Origin of the sequence: Myxococcus sp. CA039A, assembly GCF_013336645.1 — a bacterium.
Classification (GTDB): domain Bacteria; phylum Myxococcota; class Myxococcia; order Myxococcales; family Myxococcaceae; genus Myxococcus; species Myxococcus llanfairpwllgwyngyllgogerychwyrndrobwllllantysiliogogogochensis.
Genome location: NZ_JABUMQ010000194.1, coordinates 1 through 21,671 on the forward strand (window position 1 = coordinate 1; position 21,671 = coordinate 21,671).

The following is a 21,671-nucleotide window of genomic DNA, read 5'->3' on the forward strand; positions in this document are numbered from 1 at the left end:
GCCTCGGATGGAGTCGGCGGCCCCCGCCCCGGGCCTTCCCCGGATGGAGTCCCCGGCCGCGGCCCCCGTCAGCCTTCCTCCGCTGGAGTCCGTGGATACCCTGCCAGGGCTTCCGGTGATGGCGGAGAGCGCACCTCGCGCGGAGAAGCCGCGGCCCCCGTCGGTCCGGACTGCGTCTCAGCCGGGTGTCGCGGAAGTGCATGCCCGTCCCGCGTCGCTGTGGCGCCGGCTGCTCTCGTTCACCATCGACACGGCGGCCATCGCTGGCGTGGCGGCGCTCTACATCACCCTCGCCTCGTCGGTGACGGGGACGAAGGCGCCCGTGGCCGGGCTGACGGGCCTGGACGGCTTCGTCGCGTGGCTGCGCGCGCTGCACACGGTGTTGCTGCCGGGCTTTTTCCTGGTGCTGATCCTGGCGCTCGTGTACTGCGCGGTGGCGGCCTTTCTCTGGAATGGACGCACGCTGGGCCGGCTGCTCCTGGGCCTCCGCCTGGTGGACACGCATGGACTGGCGCCCGCTCCGGGTCGGGCCATCGTGCGGGCGCTGCTCGCCAGCGTCTCCTTCGTCCTGTTCCTGGGCGGATTCTGGATGGCGCTCTTTGATCGCCGCGGACAGACGCTCCATGACAAGCTGACGTCCACTTTCGTCGTTCAACCCAGCTGATTCACCGCTTCATTGTGCCTTGCGGCCGCGGCCGTAAGATGCCGCGCCTACATGCCCGCCCGCCTCGCCCAGCTTCTCGTCTCCCGCACGCTCCTTTCCCAGGAGAAGGCGGGAGAGTTGTTGCGAATACAGCAGGCTCAGGGCGGGCACCTGGACACGGTGTTGCTGGAGCAGGGCCTGGTGAGCGAGACGGATGTGCTCGCGCTGCTCGGGGACGTCGCCGGCTTCAGACCGGTGAACCTGGTCGACTTCGAGCCGAACGCCGAGGTCGCCTCCTTCATCCCGCCGAAAATCGCCGAGCGGCTCAGCGTGGTGCCGCTCTCCCTGGATGGGCAGACGCTGCACGTCGCCTGCGCGTATCCGGTGCCGAAGAAGGAGCTCGACGAGGTCGGCTTCCTGTTGGGCAGGCCGCTCGAGCTGTGGGTGGCGGCCGAGGTGCGAATCCGCGAGTGGATTTCCACCATCTACCGCCAGCCCCTGGCGCCGCGCTTCGTCCAGCTCGTCGCCGCGCTGGACCCCGAGGAGCAGCTTCCCGTCACGCCCCCGCCGCCTCCTCCGCCGGATGAGTCCCTCACGGTGGAGATGGTGGAGCGGCTGGCCCGTTCGGTGGCGCGAGAGCCCCTGACCACCGAGGCGAGGCCCACGCCGAAGGCGCCGCCCGCGTCCCAGCGGCCTCCGCCGCCTCCTCCGCCCGACACGGCGGCCGCACCGCCTCCCGCGTTCGTCCGGGCGCCCCTGCGCCTGAACATGCCCGCGGCCGAGCACCCCGCCACGGCGACGCCGTCGAGGCCCGACACGCGTCCGGCCCAGCCCCCCGTCCTCACCGCGACGCCCCCCATGGGCGCACCGACCCGGCCACCCGTCGGCGCACCGGCACAGCCCCCTGTCCTCACCGCGACGCCGCCCGCCGGAGCACCGGGGCCGCGAGGCGCTCCTGTCGCGCCGCCGACCCGAACCACGGAGGCCACGCCCTCGACGCGTGTCGCCTCCACCGCGACACCAGCGGCCCCGTCCGTCGCGGCGCCTCCGACCGCGCAGCCCGCGCGCCCCGCTGACAGCGCGCAGTCCGCGTCTCGTCCCGCTGACGGCGCGCAGCCCGCCTCTCGTCCCGCTGACAGCGCGAAGCCCGCCTCTCGTCCCGCAGACGTCGCGCAGCCTGGTTCGCGTCTCGCCGATGGCGCGCAGCCCGCCTCTCGTCCCGCTGACGTCGCGCAGTTCGCGACGCGCCCCGCTGACACCTCGCAGCCCTCGACCCGTCCCGCGACGGCGCCGCCCACTGGCGCGCAGCCCGCTGCCCGCCCGGCGACGAATCCCGCTGGAGCGCAGACGGGAGCCCCGCAGGTGTGGCCCCCGGCGCCGCCCGCGCAGCCCGGTACGGCGCCCCAGGTCTGGCCACCGGGCCCTCCCGCGCAGCAGTCCGCGGCCGACGCCCTTCCGCCGCCCACGCTCCGCTTCGGCTCTCCGCTCTCGGGAACGCGTCCGGACGCCCCCGTTCCGCTCCAGCCGCCGCGCTCGAATGAGCCCGCGTTCATCGTCTTCCCCAACCCGGGCAAGCCGTCCGCTCCGGCTCAGGCGCGTCCTCGTCAGGCCGAGCCGGAAGCACGGCCGCCCGCCTCGCCCGCCAGCCAGGACGTTCCGGACTGGACGCTGGCCCAGGCGCGCGCGGCGCTGAAGGAGTCCACCAAGGACCGCGACCGGCTGATGGACGTGGCGCTGCGCTTCGGCCGGCGCACGTTCGACTATGTGGCGGCCTTCGCCGTGCTGCGTGGCGCGGCGGTGGGCTGGGACGGTCGTGGCGAGGGCATGACGGGTGAAGGGCTCGCCCAGGTGTCCGTGCCGCTCGACGCGAGCAGCGTCTTCCGCACCGTGGCAGTGACGCGGGGAAGCTACGCGGGCCCGTTGCCTCCGGACGCGCTCACCCGACACTACCTGGAGCTGTTCGGTCGGCAGACGCCGCGCACCGTGTTCCTGTACCCGGTGGAGGTGAAGGGTCGGCTGGTGGCCATCCTCTACGGGGATTGCGGCCAGAAGCCGATGAGCCAGCGCCGGCTGTCGGACTACATCCTGTTCTGCCAGGACCTGTCCTCGGCCTTCCAGGAGCTCATCCTGTTCCGCAAGCAGCGCGTCACCGCGGAGCCGCGCGCGCCGGAAGAGGACATCTCCATCGACGTGGACGTGCCGGTCGCCGCAGCTCCTGTTCCCGCGCCCGCGGTGGTGGCGGGACTGGGCTGGGGCCCCTTCTTCGGCCGAGGCACCTCCGGCACCATGGGCCGCGCCGCCGCGTTGCCGCCGCGCGCGCAGTCGCAAGAGGAGCGCCCGCCTCCGGACTTCGCGCCGCTGCTGCGCCGACTCACCGGCCCGGACGCCGCGCAGCGCTCCAACGCGATGGTGGAGCTGGCGCGCTCGCCCGAGGCCAGCGCCCGAGTGCTCGCCCAGCACTTCCCCGGCCCCACCGCCTGGAGCCGGCTGCCCGTCGTCGAGCTGCCCGAGGCGGACGAGCTGGGACCGATTCCCGCCGCGCTGTCGCGCCTGGGGCGTCCGGCGGCGCAGGCCCTGTCGCCGCTGCTGGATTCACAGGACGCGGACACGCGCTACTTCGCGCTGCTCACGGCGGGCAACCTGCCCTACGTGGAGCTGGTGGATGGCGTGCTGCGCGGGCTGTTCGACCTGGAGCCGGATATCTCCAGCGCCGCGCGCGTGGCCGCCGCCGCGCTCAAGCAGTTGCCCCGCCTGGACGCGGCGCTGCGTGAGCTGCGCCAGGAGCTCACGAGCCGGGACATGATGCGTCGTGCGCTGGCCGCGAGGGCGCTGGGCAGCCTGCATGACCGCGAGGCCGTCGAGGGCCTCATCCAGCTCACGAGCAGCGACGACGAGATGTGCGCCCAGGCCGCGGCGGAGGCGCTGCGTGAAGTGACGCGCATGCCGCTGGGCCTCAGCCCGAAGCAGTGGGCGACCTGGTGGCTGGAGAACCGCAGTCGCCGCCGCGCGGACTGGCTCATCACCGCGCTGCGCCACCGTGAGCTCGACGTGCGCCTCGCCGCCATCGAGGAGCTGAGCCGCGCGCTCAACGACACGCTCGGCTACTACGCGGACGCCCCCGAGGCGGAGCGCGAAGTGGCCGCGCGGCGCTGGGAAGCCGCGGCGGTGGACCCGGCCAACGCGCGCCGGCTCGGCATGCTCTGAGAGTGCCTGACAAAACAGGCAGGGAGACCGGAGGAGCGAGAGCTGCTCAACGGTCCTCGTTCGCCCACCGCGCGCGGAGGTTGGCGACCATTTTCACGGCATCGGCATCAACGGAGGACTGAGCCATGGACTCGGCTCTTGCCAGGCACGAACGCGCGCTGTGCGCTTGACCTGACCGCCAGCGGACGTCCGCCAGGGCCAGCAGCAGGAGTGGCTCGCCTTCCGAGGTAGCAACTGCCTCTTCGTAGTAGAGCGCTGCCTGCGAAAGCCCGCCGACTTCCTCGCAGAGGAGGCCCGCTGTTCGAGCCAGGGTGGATGCATTGGCGGGCCTTTCCCTGTCCGGCCGAGTCCGAGCCAGCGCGGATTCCAGGCAAGCGATGGCCTCGGCCGTCCTGCCTGCCTGGGCGAGAGCGGACGCGGTACGAAGGGGGTTCTCGTCATTCACCATGACATTCTCCTCATCAACACGGGCATCGAGTGGGGAGCCCTGCCGCAGGACGTGCTCGGCGTCTCGGGCATGACGTGTGGGCGCGGGCTCCGCGACTGGGAGCCAGGACGTGCTCGGGTGGCCCCGCACCCGTGACGAACACGGAATCGACTCGGAGCCAGGACGCCTGCCCGCTCCGAGCCGACCGCCATCCCGGACTATGCTGACGTCCGTGACACGGGCACGAGACAGAGCGTCATGACGAGCGGGATGTGGATCAGCATCATCGCCTGCGCCGGGCAGCTCGCGCTCGCGGGACTGGCGCTCGCGCGCGTGGGGCGCAGCCCGTTGGCGCTGCCCCTGTCCCTGCTGTCCATCGCGCTCTCCACCTGGAACTTCACCGGCTTCGCGCTCGAGCGGTCGGGCGAGCCGGGATGGAGGCTGGTGGGCTTCGCCGCCGCGCTGATGACGGTGCCGTGCACCCTGCACTTCGCCCTCGCCTTCGTGGGACGACGTCGCCGCTCGGCCTGGGCCATGTTCGGCACCTACGCCATCTTCGGCGCCCTGGCGATGACGATGCTCGCGTCGCTGGGGGCGCCCTCGCTGGCGGCGCGGCTGTTGACGTTGCGCTTCGGCATCTTCGTCACCGTGCTGGTGGCACCGCCCCTCAGTGCCGGCTTCGCGCTGCTCGGCTTCCACCTGCGCGAAGCACGTCACTCCGACGAGCGGGCCCGCGCGGGGCTGATGGTGCTCGGCCTGACGCTGGTGGTGGCCCTGCTGCTGACGGAGCTCGCGGTGGAGCTGGGCCTGCGGCAGGTGCCTCGCCTGGGCAGCCTGGGCACCCTCCTGGGTCTGCCGGTGATGGCCACGGCGTCGCTGCGCTTCGGACTCTTCGGTCGAGACCAGGGAGAAGGCGCTCCGCGCATGGCCTTGCACGCGGCGGCCCTCGCGGGCGTGGGCGTGTTGGCGTACCTCACCGTCTTCCGCCTCTTCGCCGCGCAGGTCGGCGCCCTCGTCGTGTTCACCACGGCCATCACCTTCGCGCTGCTGGCCGCCACGCGCCGAGGTGTCACCGCGTTCGTCACGCGCGCCGAGCGCATGGAGCGCCTGGCCACGCTGGGCCGCTTCTCCGCGCAGATGGCGCACGACTTGAAGAACCCCATCGCCGCGCTGAAGGGCGCCGCGCAGTACCTCAAGGAAGAGCACGCGCGGGGCCAGTCGTGGGCCAGCCACGGTGAGTTCCTGGACCTGATGCTGGAGCAGGTGGAGCGGCTGGGCCGCGTGGTGGACACGTACCAGCGGCTGGCACGCGTGGAGCCCCTCCCCCACCCCGTGGACCTGGGGAGACTGGTGGAGGGCGTCCTGTCGCTCCAGGCCTTCGCGAGTCCGGGTCAGGTCTCCATCGTCCGCGAGCTGGAGGCGGGCCTGCCCCCCTGCTCGGGAGACGCCGACCTGCTGGCCAACGCCGTGGAGAACCTGGTGCGCAATGGCGTCGAGGCCATGCCCGGAGGTGGAACCCTCACGGTGCGCACCCTGCGGGACGGCCCCGGCGTGGCGGTGGAGGTGGAGGACACGGGCGAAGGCATGGACGTGCGCACCCGCGAGCGCGCCTTCGACGACTTCTTCACCACCAAGGCAGCGGGCAGCGGGCTTGGCCTGGCCTTCGTGCGGCGGGTGGTGGAGGCACATGGCGGCACGGTGAGTCTGACAAGCCGCGAGGGGCACGGTACGGTGGTGCGCCTGAGCCTGCCGATGGAAGTCCGGCAGGCCGGGAGTGGGACTGAAGGAGAAGCCGCGTGAGCGAGGCGTTGAAGGGGACCGTGCTGCTGGTGGACGACGACCCGGCGGTGGCCAAGGTGCTGGGAGCGCTGCTGTCCCAGGCGGGGCTGACGACGCACGCGGCGCGCGACGGGAAGGAAGCGCTCGCCATGCTGGAGCGCAAGCCCGTGGACGTGGTGGTGAGCGACGTGCGCATGCCGGGCATGGACGGGATGCAGCTCTTGAACGAGGTGGCGAAGGGCTGGCCCGACGTCCCCGTCATCCTGCTCACCGCGCACGGCACCGTGCCGCTGGCGGTGGAGGCGATGAAGGCGGGCGCGGCGGACTTCGTGCTCAAGCCCTTCGACCGGGAAGAGATTCTCTTCACCATCCGCAAGGCGCTGCTGCGAGCGCAGGGCGAGGCGGCGCACGAGCCGCTGCGGACTCCCAGCGCCTTCGTCGGTGGCAGCCAGAAGATGGCGGAGGCCCAGGCCCTGCTGGCGAAGGCAGCCACGGGCATGGCCACCGTGCTGCTGCGGGGCGAGTCGGGCACGGGCAAGGAGCTGGCGGCGAAGGCGGTGCATGACGGCAGTCCGCGACATGCGGGCCCCTTCGTGAAGCTGCACTGCGCGGCGCTCCCGGACACGCTGCTGGAGAGCGAGCTGTTCGGCTACGAGAAGGGTGCCTTCACAGGGGCGGCCACGCGCAAGCCGGGCCGCGTGGAGCTGGCCCACGGGGGCACGCTGTTCCTGGACGAAGTGGGAGACATCTCGCCCGCCGTGCAGGTGAAGCTGCTGCGAGTCATCCAGGAGCGCGAGCTGGAGCGACTGGGCGGCACGCAGACGGTGAAGGTGGACGTTCGCTTCGTGGCCGCCACGCACCAGCCGCTCGAGGACCTGGTGAAGGCGGGGCGCTTCCGCGAGGACCTCTTCTACCGACTCAACGTGGTGCCGCTCTGGCTGCCCGCCCTGCGCGAGCGGCCCGAGGACATCGAACCCCTGGCGCGACACTTCCTGGACGTCCATGCGCGGACGAACGGGAAGCCGCCCTTCACGCTCACCGCCGACGGGCTCGCGGTGATTCAGGCCCAGCCCTGGCCGGGCAACGTGCGCCAGCTCCAGAACTTCCTGGAGCGACTGGTGGTGCTCTCGGATGGACAGACGCTGACAGGTGAAGACGTCTCGCGCGAGCTGGCTCGCCAGCCCGGACTCTCCGCCCCCGTCCTCACGCCATCCCAGGGCACCACGGCCCTGCCCGCGACTTCGAGCGCGCAGCCCGCGGGCGCCGAGTCTGGACGCACGCTGGAGTCCCAGCGCAAGGACACGGAGCGACAAGCCATGGTGGATGCGCTGAAGCGCGCGGGAGACAACCGCACGCTGGCGGCGCGGCTGCTCGGCATCAGCCGCCGGACGCTCTACAACAAGCTGGAGGAGCACGGGCTGGTGTAGCCCACCGGCTCACGCCTGCTGGGCGGCGGCCTCGCTCAGCGAATCCAGCTCCTCGTGGAAGTTCTGGATGAGCACATGCGGGTCGGGGACGCGGAGGACATCCGCGGCCACGCCCACCGTCACCTGGCCCGCGTAGCTGAAGAGACTCACGCCCAGCCCGAGGTGCCCCGCCTGCGGCACCCAGAACGTCAGCTCTCGCAGCGTCACGCCCGCCAGGGACACCGGCTGTCGGGGGCCGGGCACATTCGTCGCCACCAGCGAGGCCTTCGTGCCGAAGGCATCCACCACCGCCCGCTCCACCGGGGCCGGCGTGTACCCCAGCAACCCCAGCGCGCCGAAGGTCACCACCGCCTCCGGTGACTTCTTCACCAGGCCCATGCGACGCGACAGCTCGTGCAGCCGACGACGCGGGTCCTCGATTTGTACGGGCAGGCGCAGGAACACCAGACCGAAGCGATTGCCCAGCTCGCGAGGCACCGGCTCATCCATCGGCCGCAGGTTCACGGGCACCAGCGCATGCAGGTCCTCGGGAGGAACGTTGCGAGCCTCCAGGTAGCGCCTGAGCGCGCCCGTCAGCACCGCCAGCAGCACGTCATTCACCGTGCCGCCCAGCGCGCGGCCCACGACCTTCACGCGCTCCAACGGAATGGGCGAGGACCACGCCGCGCGCTTCTGCGTCCCCAGCGGCCCTCGCAGCGGCGTGCGGGGGTCCGGCGTAATCACCATCAGCTTGCCGAGCGCCGCCGCGCTGAGCGCCCCCTGTCGCAGCAGGTCTCCGGCCAGGATGGGCTCGGCCGCCAGCTCCGCGCCCTTGCGCAACACCGTCCGCGCCGTCCCCGCCGCCGCGCGCGCGCCGCGCACCCACCGCGCCAGCCCGCCCGACGAAGCCCGCGTGTGCTCGCGCGGAGGCTCGGTGTTCGTCGCGTCGCCATCCGTGAGCGACAACAACAGGCGCGCCAGGGCGATGCCGTCGGAGATGCAGTGGTGCAGCCGCGCCAGCAGGATGTCTCCGCCCTGCGCGCCCTCGAGCACGTGGAACTGCCACAGGGGCCGCGAGCGCTCCAACGGCGTGCTCATCCACTCGCTCACCAGCGCCTCTTGCGCTGCGCGGTCTCCGGGCGCGGGGACAGGCAGGCGCAGCAGGTGCGCGTCGAGGTCGAAGTCCGGCGCATCTTCCCACTGAGGAAGGCCCAACCGTCCCAGCACCACGCGCTGTCGGAAGCGCGGGTAGCGGTCCACCAGTCGCGTGCGGGTCTCCGTGCGCAGGCGCTCGAAGTCCACCCGGCCCTCGAAGAAGAGGACCGCCGTAATCATCATCAGATTGGCGGGCTCCTCCATGTGGAACCACAGCGCATCCACGCTCGCCATCCGCTCCTGTGTCGCCATCGCCTCGCGTGCCTCCCAGTGCGCTCAGACCGCGTCCCAGGACTCCGGGACACGCCATGATGGCGCAGGTTGACCTCGCGTGGTGGGTGGACTTTCAGGAGCGCTACGGCGCCACGCCCTCTTCGCGCTCGAACTGGAAGGTCTGCTTCGTCGCATCATCCAGCGTCAGCGTGAGCGCGCCCTGCTCGAAGTCCCACCGGTACGAGCCGCCCCGGAACTTCACCTTCGAGCGTGCCAGGGGGATGACCCGTTTGGCGCCGCAGACCGGCCCCACGGCCTGTCCGTCGCGGGCCAGGAGCTTCACGTGGTGCTCACCCAGGGCCTCCACCATGCCCCAGGCGCGAACGACCAGCGCGTTGCCCTGTCCCAGCGTCGCGTCCTTCAGCGCGGTGCGCAGCACGAAGCACCCCTCGGGCGTGATTCGCAGCGTGCGCGCATAGTCGGCGCGGGGCTGGGGCTCGATGCGCGTGAAGCCTCCGTCCGTGATTTCGGGCAGGCTGGCCGCGGTCAGCCTCCACTCTCCCACCAGCTTGCCGGGCACGGTTTTCGTCGAGCCCGTCTGGCCCTGGCAGGGGTCCTTCAGCTCCTTCTCCGGACTCGGAGGCGCGGGCTCGAAGGCGCGCTGACACGTGGGGCCGCACGTGCGCGCCGCGCACTGGGTGTCGTCTTCCGCACACCCCGCCTTCAAGGTGCAGGACTTGAGTCGGTCCAACGCCTGCTCACAGCCCTCGCGCAGACACCGGTCCACGCACTCGGGCTCGATGCACTCGGCCACGCACACCCAGTTGGCGCTGCCACAGACACCCGCCACGGTGCGAGGACGCTCGGAAGCCCCCTGTGCCAGCGCGGAGAAGGAGAAGCCCAACAGACTCGCCAGGAAGAAGAACCCACGAAAGGAGCGCATGCCGTGGAGCAAACTAGGCACGGCCCCTTCGGGGCGAAGCCCTCGCGTCGGGTGGGCTGTCCACCCGAGAGCAATGCCTGCCTGGGCCCTCAGCAGAAGTGCCAGCGCCAGGTGCGCACATCCCCGGGGTCCACCAGCTCCAGCTCGAAGGCGAGTGTCTCGTAGCGAGCGAACTCACGGGGGTCCACGCGCAGCAGCGTCATGCCCGCGGGGTTCTGTCCGCGCAGCGGCGACACCGTGAAGGACAGCTCCGCGTCGAAGGCCACCTTGTAGAAGAGGCAGAAGCCATCCACGCGCCCCTCCTCCATCACCGGGCGCTCGAAGCGCACGCGGTGCGGCAGCCCATCCGCCGCCATCGTCTCCAGGTCGAAGGCGAACGCGGGCTCCGGGTCACACAGCAGGTGGTCCACCTCGTACGAGCGGACGACGCGCGTGAAGTACGACGGGTTCATCGCCTCGCGCAGCGTCTGCAGGCAGCTGTAGTCCACGCTGGGGAAGCGCTGGCTCCAGATGAAGGGCAGGCACGCCTCGTCGCGAAGCTGCACCGGCTCGATGAAGACCTCGAAGCGGTTGGGCAGGATGCGCCCACCGGGCCGCAGCAGCCGGGAGCGCAGGTCCAACATCCTCGGCACCAGGCCCGCGTCGAAGAGGGCCTCGCCCAGGAGGTCGTGCAGCAGCACGTCCACCTTCTCCGGGGCCTGGAAGTTCCACGGGTGCGAGCGCACGAAGTCGATGTGCTCCAGCCCGTTGCGCCGCGCCACCCACTGCGCGGTGTCCAGCAGCCGCGAGCCATCCACCGCGAACAGCCGCCGGGGATGTCGGCTCGCCGCCAGGAAGGTGCGCAGCCCCGTCCCCGAGCACACGTCCATCACCACCTGGCCGGGCTTCACATAACGCTCACACGCCTTCTGCCAGGCCAACACCCGCGCCGGGTCCGCCAGCGCCGAGTCCTGCGGCGTGGGACTCGACAGCGACAGGCTGTCCGGCACCACGTTGCGCAGCGGCAACTGGGACATCAGTGGCAGGTGGCTCAAGCGAGAACGAAGGTCCATCAACGCCTGCCGAGGCAGGTCGAGCAGATTGGGCATGACACCCCCCGAGATGTGAGTCGAATCCACCGCGCTCCAGGCAGCCCCCCGGAACCGGGATTACCAACCATGCGGGACAACCCATGCTCCGGCCCATCCAGCGAAGGGGCTGGGTCTCTGTCCCCGCTTGAACAGGCATTCGGGTTCAGCAGCGAACAGAGCGCGTCAGCCAGGGATGGGCGCGTCCGCGCTGGAGGGGCCCGCATGTCGGGAGCGGCGCGCGAGCCAGTCGTGAAGGAAGGCGCGAACGGCGGGGTGTCGCGAGTCCCGGAAGGCCTCGGGTGTCGTGTGTTCGACGATGCGGCCCTCGTGCAGCAGGGCCAGGCTGTCGCCCACCTGGAACGCGGTGGCCACGTCCGGGGAGATGACGAGGGACGTGGCGTGCAGTTGGTGCTTGCCGGTGAGGATGACCTCCGCCACGGACTGTGTCTTCAGCGGGTCCAGCCCCGCGGTGGGGTCGTCGTAGAGGAGGATGCGCGGCTCCATGACGATGGCGCGGGCGAAGGCGGCGCGCTTGAGCATGCCGCCGGACAGCTCCGCGGGCAGTTGCGTCGCGGCGTCCTCAAGTCCCACCAATGCCAGCACGCGGCCTACCCGCGCGCGCACCTCGCGCTCAGGGAGTCGGGTGAGCTCTCGCAGAGGGAAGGCCACGTTGTCCTCGACATTGAGCGAGTCGAAGAGGGCTCCTCCTTGAAACAGGATGCCCAGCTTCCGGCGCACGCGCGCCATGCCTTGCGTGTCCAGGTCCGCGAGGTTCTCGCCGTCCACGCGCACGGTGCCCCGGTCTGGAGACAGCAAGCCATCGACGTGCTTCATCAGCACGGACTTGCCGGAGCCGGACACGCCCATCAGCACGCAGGTCGTGCCTTCGCGCACCACCAGGTCGACTCCGCGCAGCACCTGCTGCGGGCCGAAGGACTTGTGCACGTCCACCAGCTCGATGACCGCGCGCGGCGCAGGCTCGCTCATTGTCTCGCCCCCCGTGCCGCCGACACCCGGGAGGACCGGGCGCGGCGTCAGGAGCGGGCAGTGTCGCCGCCCACGCCTCCCCGCCGCGAGCCACCTTCCAGTCTGGGACGGACGCTCCCCACTCGACACAACGGGGAGCGGAACGTCTCAGTCGCCGGCGAGGAGCTTCGCGCCGAACGCCTTCAGTCGCTCGCATGCCTTCACCAGCTTCTCCCGGGGAATGGAGAACACGGCGCGCACACGCTCGGGGTCGGAGCACCAGGGCCCGCCGTTGAGCACCACATGCGTGTGCTCGTACACGATGCGCGGCAGGTTCTCCGGCGTGAGCTTCTCGCCGTCCACCTCGCGTCCCAGCCAGGACGTCATGCGAGGCGCGAGGAAGAGCCCACCCGTGTCTCCCGTGTCCGAGCGCCCGTCCGCGGGCAGCGCTTGCACCAACAGCTCGCGCTTCTCCGCCAGCTCGCGCCGCATCTTCGTCAGGAAGGTCCGCAGCGAGCGGTGCCGCGCTCCATAGAGGAGCTGTCCATCCGGGCTGCGTGCATAGGCCGCGTACAGGTACGCAGCCGCGCGAGCCGTGACGAGGTGCAACACCCCTGGGCCCCCTTCCCTCATCACCGAGGCCAGCGCCCTGTCGCGCGTGGCCAGCCACCCCACGCGCAGCCCACCGGCGGCGAACTCCTTGGACAAACCACCCAGCACCACGGTGCGCGCGCCCACGCCGGGAACCGCGCCCTCCAACGTCACCGGGCTGTGCACCGTCTCCGCCGTGGGGCTGGTGAGGTTGACCAGTCCGAAGATTTCATCGGACACGAGCAGGCACCGCTGCTCCACCACGTAGTTGGCCAGCGCCACCAGTTCCTCGCGCGCCACGTAGACGCCCGTGGGGTTGGACGGCTGGGAGATGACCACTGCGTCCGGACCACTCGCGCCCTGGCCTCGTCGCGCCAACAACTCCGCCAGCGTCCCCTGCTCCACCTCGCACCCCGCCGAGACGAACGTCGGCGGCAGCACGCCGTAGCAGGGCATCACCACGAAGACGCGGGGGGCTCGCCCCAGGCGCTTGCGCAGAGCCACACCCAGGTGATGGATGAGCGGCCAGACGCCCGGCGCCATGACCAGCTCCTCGGGCGAATACCGCGCGGCGCGCGTCTCCAGGAGGAAGGCCGCCACCGCCTCGGACAATCCCGTCTGCGCGCCCGTCTCGCGCGGCGCGGCGGCGGCGGCGATGAGCCCCTCCACCAGCGGCTGCGGCAACGGGCCTTCATTCTCTCCGTAGTCCAACCGCACCAACTCCGCGTCGTCCTCGCGGAACACCTTGGGCGCGAAGGCGGGGAAGCCCGCCAGCGCATGGACGCGCGAGGAGCGAGGCAACGGAGCCACCGGCGCGCGGCGCGGCCCGGGCGGCTCCGGCTCCGCGAAGGAGATGCGGAACGACAGCAGGTCCGCGAACGTGCGCTCATAGAACCACTGCGCCAGCGTGCTGATGCGCGAGTACGTCACCTCCGCCGCCACCTCCAGGTCTCCGCGCAGCGGCTCCGGCACGGGGAGCAGCAGCGTCAGCTCCAGGTCCGGCCACACCGCGTTCTTCACCAGGCCGTAGAGCACGACGAGGTTGGGCGAATACGGCTCGCGCGCCAGGAACTCGAACAGCGTGAGCGGCTCCACCTCACCGGTGATGTTGAAGAAGGCGCTCTCGTCCAGCACCACCCAGATGCCCCGCCGCGCCGCCTCCGCGATGATGTCGCGCAGCACGGAGAGGTTGGTGCGCTCGCCCTTCTCCACCGTGAGCAGCACCATCTTCACGTCGAACGCGGACAACAGCCGGCGAATCTCCTCCAGCGTCGTGTGAGTCACCGTGGCGCGCACGCCCGCCTTCTCCAACGCCCGCGCGTAGAGCGGATGGAGGTTGCGCGATACCAGCACCTCGTCCCCCACGTCACACGTGGCGAGCAGCAGCGAGTACACCGCCTGCTCCCGCTCGGGCGCGACGAACAGCTCCTCCTCCGCGAGCCGCAGGCCGAAGTAGCGCTCCAGGTAGCGCACCACCTGGCCTCGGAACGACACATCTCCGGCCTCGTGCGCGTACGGCAACAGCGGCCCCTTCGCCAGCCGCTGCGACAGCGCGGAGACAAAGCCGAGCTGCTCGGGCGACGCGGCGCCCAGGTCCAGCTCTTCCTGGAGCGTGGGGATGCCCAGCTCGCGCAGGGACTGACGAAGGGCCAGCGTTTCGCGCGGGCGCGACAGGTGCGCCTCCCAGACGGCCACCTCGTGCCACACCGCGTTCCCGGACTGGAGCCAGCCCAGCGCCGTGGCCGCGCGCAGCGGCTCCGGACTGCGAGCCTCCATGAAGAACTCGAACTCGCGCCCCGTGCGCTGCTCCAGCGCCACCAGCGGACGGATGTCCGTGTCCGCCGCCTGCCGCACCCGCCGAGCCACCCTCACCCGCGTGGTGAAGCCGCGCCGGGTGAACATGCGCTCGATGATGGGGCGACCCGGACGGCCCGCCAGGTTGAGCAGCAGCTTGCCCGTGGGCGCCAGTCGCTCCGGGGCCTCGTCGAGCAGCCGGGCGATGAGCCCCAGGCCGAAATGGTCCTCGTACACGTTCTGCAACGTGCAGTAGTTGGAGAGGTCATACAGCGCCTGCTCATCCGCCTGAGACAGCTCGCCGGGCAGCTCCTCCGTGCGCAGCACCTGGGGGATGCAGCCCACCACGAAGTCCCACGCGGGCTCCGCGGGCACGCCGCGCAGCAGGTCGCTCTCCGCGAAGGAGAGGCGAGACACGAGCGACTCGTCACCGTTGAGCCACGCGTTGCAGCGCGCCACGACGGGCGAGTGCGGGTTGAGGTCCGCGCCGTGGATGTGCGCCAGCCGGGTGAACTTCGCCAGCGCGATGCAGATCCACCCCGAGCCCGCGCCCACCTCCACCAGCCGCTTGCCGGCGTACTCGTCCAAGGGAACGCTGAGCAGCCCCTCCATGAAGGTATAGGCCCAGGACTCGGGCGCGAAGATGGAGGGGAGCAGGAAGAGTTCCAGGCGCTCCTGGGACGCGCCCGCCACCACCGTCACCGTCACCAGCCGCAGGGGGGCCGACTCGGGCTGCTCGCGCGACAGCTCCGCCAGCTCGCGCAGCTCCACCCGGGCCCGGGCGCGCCGCTCCGGGTGCCCCAGGTCCTCCGACAGGGCGCGCAACAGGTGGAAGGCCTCTCGGGGGGAGGAGGGATAGGTCGGCATGGCGCGCGGACTGTCCCGGGCTCACCGCCCTGTGTCAACGCACCCGTGGCGTGCGAACGCAACCCTTTGGCGCCGTGGCTCCAATCAAGTTTTGAGCCCTCGGCCGTAATAGGGATGCGGTGGGTGGGTTGGAACGGGAAGGGACGGCTGGAGACGATGAACTCGGTCACGCTTGTGGACAGACCCCGTAGTGGAGAGGGGGCACTGATGGAACTCAGCTTCTGGTCGCCGGCCAGGCCCGGCATGCAGGGGATGATGAGCGCTCAGCCGATGCGAAACCGGGTCCTCCGAGACCCGGTGCGTGTCCGCTGGGAGTCGCAGCCCTGGCGGCGTCAGCTTCGCAATCCGGAGGAGTTCGAGACGCCGGTGTCTCGTTCGGCGCTGGTGAAGGCGCTGCTGGACGAGCAGTTGGAGGTGGACGCGGAGGTCGCGCGCTTCGCCGGGGCAGCGGAGGACGCCGACTGCATCAGCATCGCGCAGGTGGTGCGCTTCGCGGATCTGCTGATGCGGCGCATGACGCTGGCGGAGTCGGATGACCAGATGCTCCAGCTGGCGCACCTGCGCCGCAACGCCGAGGACCTGGCGGAGCGGATGACGGAGTGGGCCAACATCGGCCGGCTGTAGCGCAGCACACGAGACATTCCCGTCTTCGCTCGACGAAGAGGACGGGAGGGGGGACCGGTGGAGCAGCGGGGCGGACTGGCTTTCGCGCCTCTGCTCCACCGGCGCTTTACGAAGAGGCTCCAGTGGACGAGCGACTTCCAGCCTGACTCACGGAGGACCGAGCACGCTCTGGGAACAGGCGCCCTCGCAGGCCAGCAAGCGAGTGCTGTCATCCGAGTAGCTCAGGGTCGCGACCAGGAACGGGTTGATTGCGAAGCGAACCTGCTGCCCGTCCTCGAAGACGAGCCGCCCGGTGACGAGACAGGGCGCGAAGCCCAGGTCCTCCGAGTCGTGAATCTCCCGCCAGGTGACTTCGCGCGACTGCGCGAAGAAAGCGCGGACCTGCGGTTCCGTGAGCACGAAGTCGGCGCAGTTCTGGTCCTCGCGGCGTCCTTTCGTGGACTCACTGAGCCCCAGGCCCAGACTCTCGATGCGCGCTGAAGCGGGCACGAGGGAAGTCGTGGAGGCCCTGGGACTCGCGGAGGACGACGCCTCGGTCGGAGTCGAATGAGCGCACCCTTGAGCCACGATGATGCTCAGCCAGCCGACGACACCCACGCGCCAACGAAGGGACATGAGCCCACGTTAGCGGGGCCCGCCGCGACATCAAGCCAGGCGAGCAGGCACGCCGGAAACGCACCGTCACCAGGGGGCCATCGTCCACCACTGGCCGTTCGGCCGGGGGCCCGCCCTGTTCCGGCCCGCGTGAGCGCGCGAGTGTCTTGACAGGGGTGGAGGAGCGCTGTTCTCACGGGGGACATGTTCTCCTCGCTCGTCCTCGCCGCCACGCTGGCGGCTGCTCCTGCTCCTCGCTCCGCCGCGTCGGCCCAGACGGTCGTCCACGTTCCCAAGCTGGATGCGTTGACGGGGCTCTCCGCCTTCCTGGAGCGCGCGGGCACGCACGCCGCGCTGCTGCGTCCCTCGGCGTGGCGCGCGGAGCTGCACCCCTTCCTCACCATCGACCCCACGCGTCCGGAGACGCTCACGGCGGTGGGCCTGGATGCGACGGGGCCGGCCACGGTGTCGCTGCGCGAGGACGGCCGCGTGTCCTGCATGCGGGTGTCGGACGCGAAGGTGTTCCAGCAGAAGGCGGCGGAGGCCATGACGGAGGCAGGGGGCGCGGAGGCGAAGCCCGTCACGTCGAAGGGTGTGACGACGGTGAGCACGACGCGCGCCGCGGGCGGGGCGATGGGCTACGCGCTCAAGGGGCAGGAGGTCTGCGCCTTCGGGGCCACGGATGAAGGTGGCGCCGTGTTGATGAAGGAGTCCGTGAAGCTGGTGGGCAAGGCGCCCGCGCCGGATGCGCGACTGAGCAAGGTCGCGGGGGTCGCGTTCCTCGCCACGGGCGGGACGGTGGTGGGGTTGGACGGCACGGCGAGCGGGCTGAAGGTGGATGGCACGGCGATGAAGCTGCCGCTGCCGCCGTTCCAGGCCAAGAGCAACAGTCCCTATGGGGCGATGAAGCCGGAGGGGTTGCTGTTCTCGCGCGTGGCGGTGGCGCCGGCGGGAGTGTCGCAGGCCGTGGGCTCGCTGCGCGCGAGCATCCAGGCCCTCTGCCCGACATGTCCCAAGGAGCAGGTGCAGGCCTCGGCGGACGCCGTGGCGAAGCAGCTCACGGGGAACATGTTGGTGAACATGAGCAACGTGCAGGTGCGTGGTTCGCTGCGGACGCGGGAGGCGCGCTTCTTCGCCGTGAAGCAGGCGTTGGCGGCGGAGGTGAAGGACGCGGCGGCGGTGAAGAGCGCGCTGGCGCCGCTGGGCACGTTGCCCGGGGCGAAGGCGCTGGAGGACGGCTGGGCGCTCACGGTGAAGGGCGGCAGCGTGCTCGTGCGACAGAAGGGCCAGCACCTGGTGGTGGGCAACGACGAGACGGTGATGCAGGCGACGATGGCGGCGCTGCCGGAGACGACGGCGAAGCAGGAGCGCGCGGCGGAGTTCACGTTGGACCCGAAGCTGCTCGCGCGCGGACTCTCCCAGGTGTCGCTGTCGGACGTGCTGTCGGACGAGCAACTCGCCGCGCTCTTCGCTGTCAGCTCGGAGCTGGGCCCGCTGCTGGCGCGCAGTGAGCGAATCACGGGCTGGATGGACAGCGCGCCTGGAGGCGCCCACCGCTTCGTCTTCGACTGGACGCTGCCGGAGTCGAAGTAATGCGCGGCAGGGACGGCGGCTAACGCGCCTCCACGCCCCGGAACACGGCGCCGTCCAGCGACAACCGTGTTGCCGCATCCACCAGTTGCTCCGTGGCGATGATGATGCCCGGGGCATCCGCCAGCCGGAACAGGTCCACGTCCACTGGAAGCGTCGCCGCGTCGAGAACGATGGGCGCTGGAAGGGGCCCCTCCGCGTCACTGATGCCGCATCGAGGACACGGCGGCTTTCGCGTCCAGGTCAAAGCGTCGGGATGAAACCGGCCCTGCACATCCAGTTGCAGGTTCAGCAGCATCGGTGGGCTCTTCGTCCTGAAGCGCACCGAGACCTCGCTCCCCTGGAGCCCCCGAGCGCCCGCCTCGCGGAGCCGGACCAGCGCGTCCTCTCGAATGCACAGGGACCAGCTTGCGGGCAGGAAGAACGGGCCGAAGCTTCCCGAGCCTGTTCCCGTCAATGGCCCCAGCTCCGTTCCGGCATCGAGCACCGCATTCACGGGAGCCAGCGGGGCGCACCAGCTCACGCAACCGCTTGAGTTCATCCAAGGGGACAGGAGACGGGTCAGACAACCGCTCCTGCTCCGCAGGTGGAAGACTCGACAGGTCAACGCACGGGTATTCGAGACCCAGCGTTGCGCCGCTCAGGCCGCACAACGGGCAGGGCTCCACGCCCGGGAGTCCCCACCGATGCGTGGCGTTCAGCTCGCCTGAGTAGCGCGACGACAGGTCTTGCTCGACTCGGAAGTACTTCATTCGCTCTCGCCGACCTCGGGTCACGGCTCAGGGGTCCGTGAAAAGCTGGGGGCCCGGTGGCGCAATGGGATGCCCGTAGTAGGGCACGATCTGAGGCATCCCCTCATTTGGCAAGCTGGCGAGGACGCCGCAGGTCGGCCGGTTCGAGCGAAAAGCAGGGCACCCTCGACACCACGTACCGGGTGAGAACTCCCCCCATCAATGAAAAGAAGGTGCATGCCTTCCTCGACGGACTCGTCGGGGACGACCTGCATGCCGAGAGGGTCTTGTCGCTTTCACTGGCGACGCGGGGCGTGGTCCCTGCGGCCAGCCTGCCATGATGCCTGAGGCCCCGTTGCGACCACTGATTCGCGAGCAGCCCGTTTTCCGCGAAGCCTTCGGTATCAAGTGAGGGGTGCCTCAGGTCAGTCCCAGCAAGTACCCTCCGGCGGATGGGGGGTCGCTGTCATGTCGCAACCAAGTAGGGAACGCCGGTGGACGTTTCCGGCCCGAGGCTCGGACTGGGTCGTCGTCCCATCCGCCAGCCGCGAGGCGCAACGGAACCAGGTGCCGGACGTCTTCGTCACGTCCGCTCTCGACCACTGGCTGACGACGCCCACGGCGCGCACGCTGCATGCCATGGACGAGGCGCTCGGCGGCGGCCCGCTACTGGGGCAGTCCCGACTGGAGCGCGGCCAGTACGAGCGACGCCTCAAGCAGCGGCTCGCCGACGCCTTCACCCGCGGCGAGCTGGTGGCGCTGGAGGTGGAGCGCCCCGTGCTCGTGCCCCCACCCTGGCCGGATACGTTCATCCAGAAGTCCGCGGAGGCGTCCATCGAGGAGCCGACATGGCTGGTCATCGAGTTGACGGACGAAGGGGGCAAGCCCGTCCCCAACGCGCACTACATGGTGACGCTGCCGGACGGCACCACTCGAGAGGGCACCCTCAACAAGAACGGCTACGCCCGCGTGGACGGCGTGAATCCGGGGCAGTGCCAGGTCTCCTTCCCCGACCTGGACGGAAGCAGTTGGAGATGAACTACCATTCGACAAGGCTCGAGGAGGGGGAGATGCCCACCACCCACATCGTCACGCAGGGCGAATGCCTCCTGCTCATCGCGCGACGCCATGGCTTCGCGGACTTCAAGCGCCTCTACGAACACCCGGACAACGCGGAGCTGCGCGAGAAGCGCCCCAACCCCAACGTGCTCTACCCGGGGGACACCGTCGTCATTCCGGAGGTGAGCGCCCCGAAGTACAAGCCCAACGTCTCCACCGGGAGGGCCCACCGCTTCACCCTCAAGGTGGGGGAGCGGCACCTGCGGCTCGCGCTGAAGGACGCGGAGGGGGCGCCGCGCTCCGGAATGCCCTACCTGCTCACCTTCGAGCAGGAGGTCATCGAAGGCAGTACAGATGACGAGGGCTTCCTCGAGGCGAAGGTCCCCTTCACCGTCAGCCAGGTGGAGCTGGAGTGCGAGGGCCTGTCCTGGGAGCTCGCGCTGGGCACCCTGCGTCCCATGAGGGACACCCCTGACCACGGTGTCCGCGGCGCGGAGTCCCGGCTCATCAACCTGGGCTATGCGCTGGAGCCGACGGGGAAGATGACGCTGGGGCTTCGCAGCGCCATTCGCGCCTTCCAGCACCGCGGCGGCCTGGAAGTCACCGGCCACCTGGACGTGGAGACCCTGCGGCGGCTCGAGGAGCTGCACGGGAGCTGAACCCCTTTGCGTGAGAGGTACCGATGGCAGCCAAGGCCGTGAAGAAGGAGACCGCGAAGGACGCGCCCACGCAGGCCGCTCCGAAGCAGGACAAGCCCAAGAAGGCGGCCGTGGCGACGGCGCCGGAGCGCCGGGCGCATCATGCGACGCTGAGTGAGACGAAGTGCCCGGACTGCGCGGTGGGCCTGCTGAAGCAGTTCGCGAGCGAGAGCCTGCGGAACCAGAAGGAGCTCGACCCGGGCAACCAGCGGTTCCACCTGCAGGATGACGAGGAGCTGGAGTTGGCGCGGACGAACCCGCTCACGCTCCAGCTCGTGGGCCTGCGCCGGGAGCGCTCCCTGTCCAACCGGTTCGACGACCTGCTCGTCGTGCTCTACGACCCGGCCCTGTTGAAGGAAGGAGAGAAGACCGTCCTCGAAGCCGAGGGGCTCCGCGCGGAGAACCTGAAGGACGCGCAGGCGTATGTGGATGCCGTGCTCGCGGAGACGGAGTGGCCGGTCCCGAAGCACTGGCCCCATCCCGGCGTGGATGTCTCGTGTCCGCAGTGCAAGCACTGGCGGGTGGCCGTCCTGCCCATCACCACCGAGCCCGGCTATGACAAGGACAAGCCCGCCCTGAAGGACGACAAGGGCAACACGCTCCCCGACTTCGACAACTCCACCCTGCTCCCGAACGACGTGGGGGCCATCGCCCCCGGCATCTACACCGGGTATTACCGGGTGGGTCTCCACAAGGGCGCGAGCAACCCGCCCACCTCCTACGCCGCGCTCCAGTTCGCCGCGCCCTCCATCCCCGCCCGGCGGCGCTTTCCCGTCTCCGACTTCCTGAACGCCGCGCAGGCCGCGCACGACAAGGGGACAGACGAAGGGATTCGAGCAGAGCTCATCCGGAAGGAACCCGAAGTCCAGACGGAGGCGCGGGAGAGAATCGAGGAGGAGCTGGGCAAGAAGCTGCCGAAGAAGACGGGCAAGCAGAAGGCGGCACTGGCGCTGGCGGTGGCGAAGAAGCTCAAGGCATGGACCGTCGAGCACTACGAGGCGCCAGTGGCGGAGCAGCGGAAGAAGCAGGCTTGGGAGACGCTCGACGCGTGGGTCAACGGCTCCGAAGCGTTGAAGGTGAAGCGAAAGATTGACGCCAGCGAGAGGCTCATCCGGCTCGAGGACGCCAGCGGCGCGGAGACGCAGAACTGCGAGGCGGAAGACAATCAGGTGTCCCGCCTGGAGGTGGTGGAGGATGACGAGGCGCCCATGAAGGTGGGCCTCCAACTCGTCTTCCAGGCCCCACCTCCTCCTCCCGCCAAGCCCCCTGCGTCAACCGTGGTCTCCACGCCCCCGGTCCTCACCAGCGCTCCGGGAC

17 protein-coding genes and 1 pseudogene are annotated in these 21,671 nt (G+C 70.4%); 9 read left to right on the forward strand and 9 right to left on the reverse strand.

Annotated elements, in window-relative coordinates:
- Both HR086_RS28630 and HR086_RS28635 read left to right on the forward strand, forming a co-directional pair.
- On the forward strand, positions 1 to 664 hold a 664-nt coding region (locus tag HR086_RS28630; protein ID WP_174467208.1), incomplete at its 5' end, for an RDD family protein.
- A 51-nt stretch (positions 665 to 715) separates the two neighbouring features.
- Positions 716 to 3,847 carry a HEAT repeat domain-containing protein gene (locus HR086_RS28635; RefSeq protein WP_174467209.1) on the forward strand — a complete coding sequence of 1,044 codons (3,132 nt, stop codon included), beginning with the start codon at positions 716 to 718 and terminating at the stop codon, positions 3,845 to 3,847.
- A 46-nt stretch (positions 3,848 to 3,893) separates the two neighbouring features.
- Here HR086_RS28635 and HR086_RS28640 read toward each other — a convergent pair whose 3' ends face one another.
- Positions 3,894 to 4,295: a hypothetical protein gene (locus HR086_RS28640; protein WP_174467210.1), complete on the reverse strand. Its 402-nt coding sequence runs from the start codon at positions 4,293 to 4,295 to the stop codon at positions 3,894 to 3,896.
- 237 nt (positions 4,296 to 4,532) lie between these two features.
- Here HR086_RS28640 and HR086_RS28645 point away from each other — a divergent pair, with 237 nt between their 5' ends.
- Both HR086_RS28645 and HR086_RS28650 read left to right on the forward strand, forming a co-directional pair.
- Complete coding sequence (locus HR086_RS28645; RefSeq protein ID WP_174459695.1) at positions 4,533 to 6,074, forward strand: nitrogen regulation protein NR(II); 1,542 nt, start codon at positions 4,533 to 4,535, stop codon at positions 6,072 to 6,074.
- The gene (locus tag HR086_RS28650) at positions 6,071 to 7,480 is read left to right on the forward strand and encodes a sigma-54 dependent transcriptional regulator (protein ID WP_174467211.1); all 1,410 of its coding nucleotides are present in this window, start codon (positions 6,071 to 6,073) and stop codon (positions 7,478 to 7,480) included. The genes HR086_RS28645 and HR086_RS28650 overlap by 4 nt, the downstream gene beginning before the upstream one ends.
- Positions 7,481 to 7,489: 9 nt before the next feature.
- Here the strand turns inward: HR086_RS28650 and HR086_RS28655 are convergent, their stop codons facing one another.
- The 5 genes from HR086_RS28655 to HR086_RS28675 all read right to left on the reverse strand — a co-directional run bounded on the left by HR086_RS28655 (position 7,490) and on the right by HR086_RS28675 (position 15,058).
- Positions 7,490 to 8,866, reverse strand: coding sequence for a wax ester/triacylglycerol synthase family O-acyltransferase (locus HR086_RS28655; RefSeq protein ID WP_174467212.1), 1,377 nt, complete (start codon positions 8,864 to 8,866; stop codon positions 7,490 to 7,492).
- A 103-nt stretch (positions 8,867 to 8,969) separates the two neighbouring features.
- Positions 8,970 to 9,791, reverse strand: coding sequence for a hypothetical protein (locus HR086_RS28660; RefSeq protein WP_373564368.1), 822 nt, complete (start codon positions 9,789 to 9,791; stop codon positions 8,970 to 8,972).
- 68 nt (positions 9,792 to 9,859) lie between these two features.
- Positions 9,860 to 10,858, reverse strand: a complete 999-nt coding sequence (locus HR086_RS28665) for a class I SAM-dependent methyltransferase (protein WP_174459699.1) — start codon at positions 10,856 to 10,858, stop codon at positions 9,860 to 9,862.
- A 165-nt stretch (positions 10,859 to 11,023) separates the two neighbouring features.
- Positions 11,024 to 11,827 (reverse strand): ABC transporter ATP-binding protein, encoded by an 804-nt coding sequence (locus HR086_RS28670; protein ID WP_174454612.1) that lies wholly within the window; start codon positions 11,825 to 11,827, stop codon positions 11,024 to 11,026.
- A gap of 147 nt (positions 11,828 to 11,974) precedes the next feature.
- Positions 11,975 to 15,058, reverse strand: coding sequence for an aminotransferase class I/II-fold pyridoxal phosphate-dependent enzyme (locus tag HR086_RS28675; protein ID WP_174467213.1), 3,084 nt, complete (start codon positions 15,056 to 15,058; stop codon positions 11,975 to 11,977).
- A 207-nt stretch (positions 15,059 to 15,265) separates the two neighbouring features.
- Here HR086_RS28675 and HR086_RS28680 point away from each other — a divergent pair, with 207 nt between their 5' ends.
- Positions 15,266 to 15,682 carry a hypothetical protein gene (locus HR086_RS28680; RefSeq protein WP_174459702.1) on the forward strand — a complete coding sequence of 139 codons (417 nt, stop codon included), beginning with the start codon at positions 15,266 to 15,268 and terminating at the stop codon, positions 15,680 to 15,682.
- A gap of 147 nt (positions 15,683 to 15,829) precedes the next feature.
- Here the strand turns inward: HR086_RS28680 and HR086_RS28685 are convergent, their stop codons facing one another.
- Positions 15,830 to 16,297 (reverse strand): hypothetical protein, encoded by a 468-nt coding sequence (locus tag HR086_RS28685; protein WP_174467214.1) that lies wholly within the window; start codon positions 16,295 to 16,297, stop codon positions 15,830 to 15,832.
- Positions 16,298 to 16,480: 183 nt separating this feature from the next.
- Here HR086_RS28685 and HR086_RS28690 point away from each other — a divergent pair, with 183 nt between their 5' ends.
- A complete protein-coding gene (locus HR086_RS28690; protein ID WP_174467215.1) occupies positions 16,481 to 17,869 on the forward strand; it encodes a hypothetical protein in 1,389 nt (462 codons plus the stop codon).
- 19 nt (positions 17,870 to 17,888) lie between these two features.
- Here the strand turns inward: HR086_RS28690 and HR086_RS28695 are convergent, their stop codons facing one another.
- Together HR086_RS28695 and HR086_RS49800 are read right to left on the reverse strand one after the other, a co-directional pair.
- Positions 17,889 to 18,407 (reverse strand): double-CXXCG motif protein, encoded by a 519-nt coding sequence (locus HR086_RS28695; protein WP_306663437.1) that lies wholly within the window; start codon positions 18,405 to 18,407, stop codon positions 17,889 to 17,891.
- A pseudogene (locus HR086_RS49800) lies at positions 18,349 to 18,618 on the reverse strand (double-CXXCG motif protein); the annotation flags it as partial. The pseudogene HR086_RS49800 and the gene HR086_RS28695, both read right to left, overlap by 59 nt.
- A 447-nt stretch (positions 18,619 to 19,065) precedes the next feature.
- On the opposite strand from HR086_RS49800, the gene HR086_RS28700 reads away from it, so the two are divergent.
- From HR086_RS28700 to HR086_RS28710, 3 genes are all read left to right on the forward strand, one after another.
- Positions 19,066 to 19,635, forward strand: coding sequence for a carboxypeptidase-like regulatory domain-containing protein (locus HR086_RS28700; protein WP_174467216.1), 570 nt, complete (start codon positions 19,066 to 19,068; stop codon positions 19,633 to 19,635).
- 32 nt (positions 19,636 to 19,667) lie between these two features.
- Positions 19,668 to 20,315 (forward strand): peptidoglycan-binding protein, encoded by a 648-nt coding sequence (locus HR086_RS28705; protein ID WP_174467217.1) that lies wholly within the window; start codon positions 19,668 to 19,670, stop codon positions 20,313 to 20,315.
- 23 nt (positions 20,316 to 20,338) lie between these two features.
- The coding region (locus HR086_RS28710; RefSeq protein ID WP_174467218.1) for a hypothetical protein at positions 20,339 to 21,671 on the forward strand (1,333 nt) is incomplete at its 3' end.

What these genes read in the sequence shown, in the direction of transcription:
- HR086_RS28655 (WP_174467212.1), bottom strand. Translation starts at nt 8,866, where the DNA reads ATGGCGACACAGGAGCGGATGGCGAGCGTGGATGCGCTGTGGTTCCAC.
- HR086_RS28635 (WP_174467209.1), top strand. Translation starts at nt 716, where the DNA reads ATGCCCGCCCGCCTCGCCCAGCTTCTCGTCTCCCGCACGCTCCTTTCC.
- HR086_RS28665 (WP_174459699.1), bottom strand. Translation starts at nt 10,858, where the DNA reads ATGCCCAATCTGCTCGACCTGCCTCGGCAGGCGTTGATGGACCTTCGT.
- HR086_RS28645 (WP_174459695.1), top strand. Translation starts at nt 4,533, where the DNA reads ATGACGAGCGGGATGTGGATCAGCATCATCGCCTGCGCCGGGCAGCTC.
- HR086_RS28680 (WP_174459702.1), top strand. Translation starts at nt 15,266, where the DNA reads ATGGAACTCAGCTTCTGGTCGCCGGCCAGGCCCGGCATGCAGGGGATG.
- HR086_RS28640 (WP_174467210.1), bottom strand. Translation starts at nt 4,295, where the DNA reads ATGGTGAATGACGAGAACCCCCTTCGTACCGCGTCCGCTCTCGCCCAG.
- HR086_RS28690 (WP_174467215.1), top strand. Translation starts at nt 16,481, where the DNA reads ATGTTCTCCTCGCTCGTCCTCGCCGCCACGCTGGCGGCTGCTCCTGCT.
- HR086_RS28705 (WP_174467217.1), top strand. Translation starts at nt 19,668, where the DNA reads ATGCCCACCACCCACATCGTCACGCAGGGCGAATGCCTCCTGCTCATC.
- HR086_RS28675 (WP_174467213.1), bottom strand. Translation starts at nt 15,058, where the DNA reads ATGCCGACCTATCCCTCCTCCCCCCGAGAGGCCTTCCACCTGTTGCGC.
- HR086_RS28670 (WP_174454612.1), bottom strand. Translation starts at nt 11,827, where the DNA reads ATGAGCGAGCCTGCGCCGCGCGCGGTCATCGAGCTGGTGGACGTGCAC.
- HR086_RS28695 (WP_306663437.1), bottom strand. Translation starts at nt 18,407, where the DNA reads ATGAACTCAAGCGGTTGCGTGAGCTGGTGCGCCCCGCTGGCTCCCGTG.
- HR086_RS28685 (WP_174467214.1), bottom strand. Translation starts at nt 16,297, where the DNA reads ATGTCCCTTCGTTGGCGCGTGGGTGTCGTCGGCTGGCTGAGCATCATC.
- HR086_RS28700 (WP_174467216.1), top strand. Translation starts at nt 19,066, where the DNA reads ATGTCGCAACCAAGTAGGGAACGCCGGTGGACGTTTCCGGCCCGAGGC.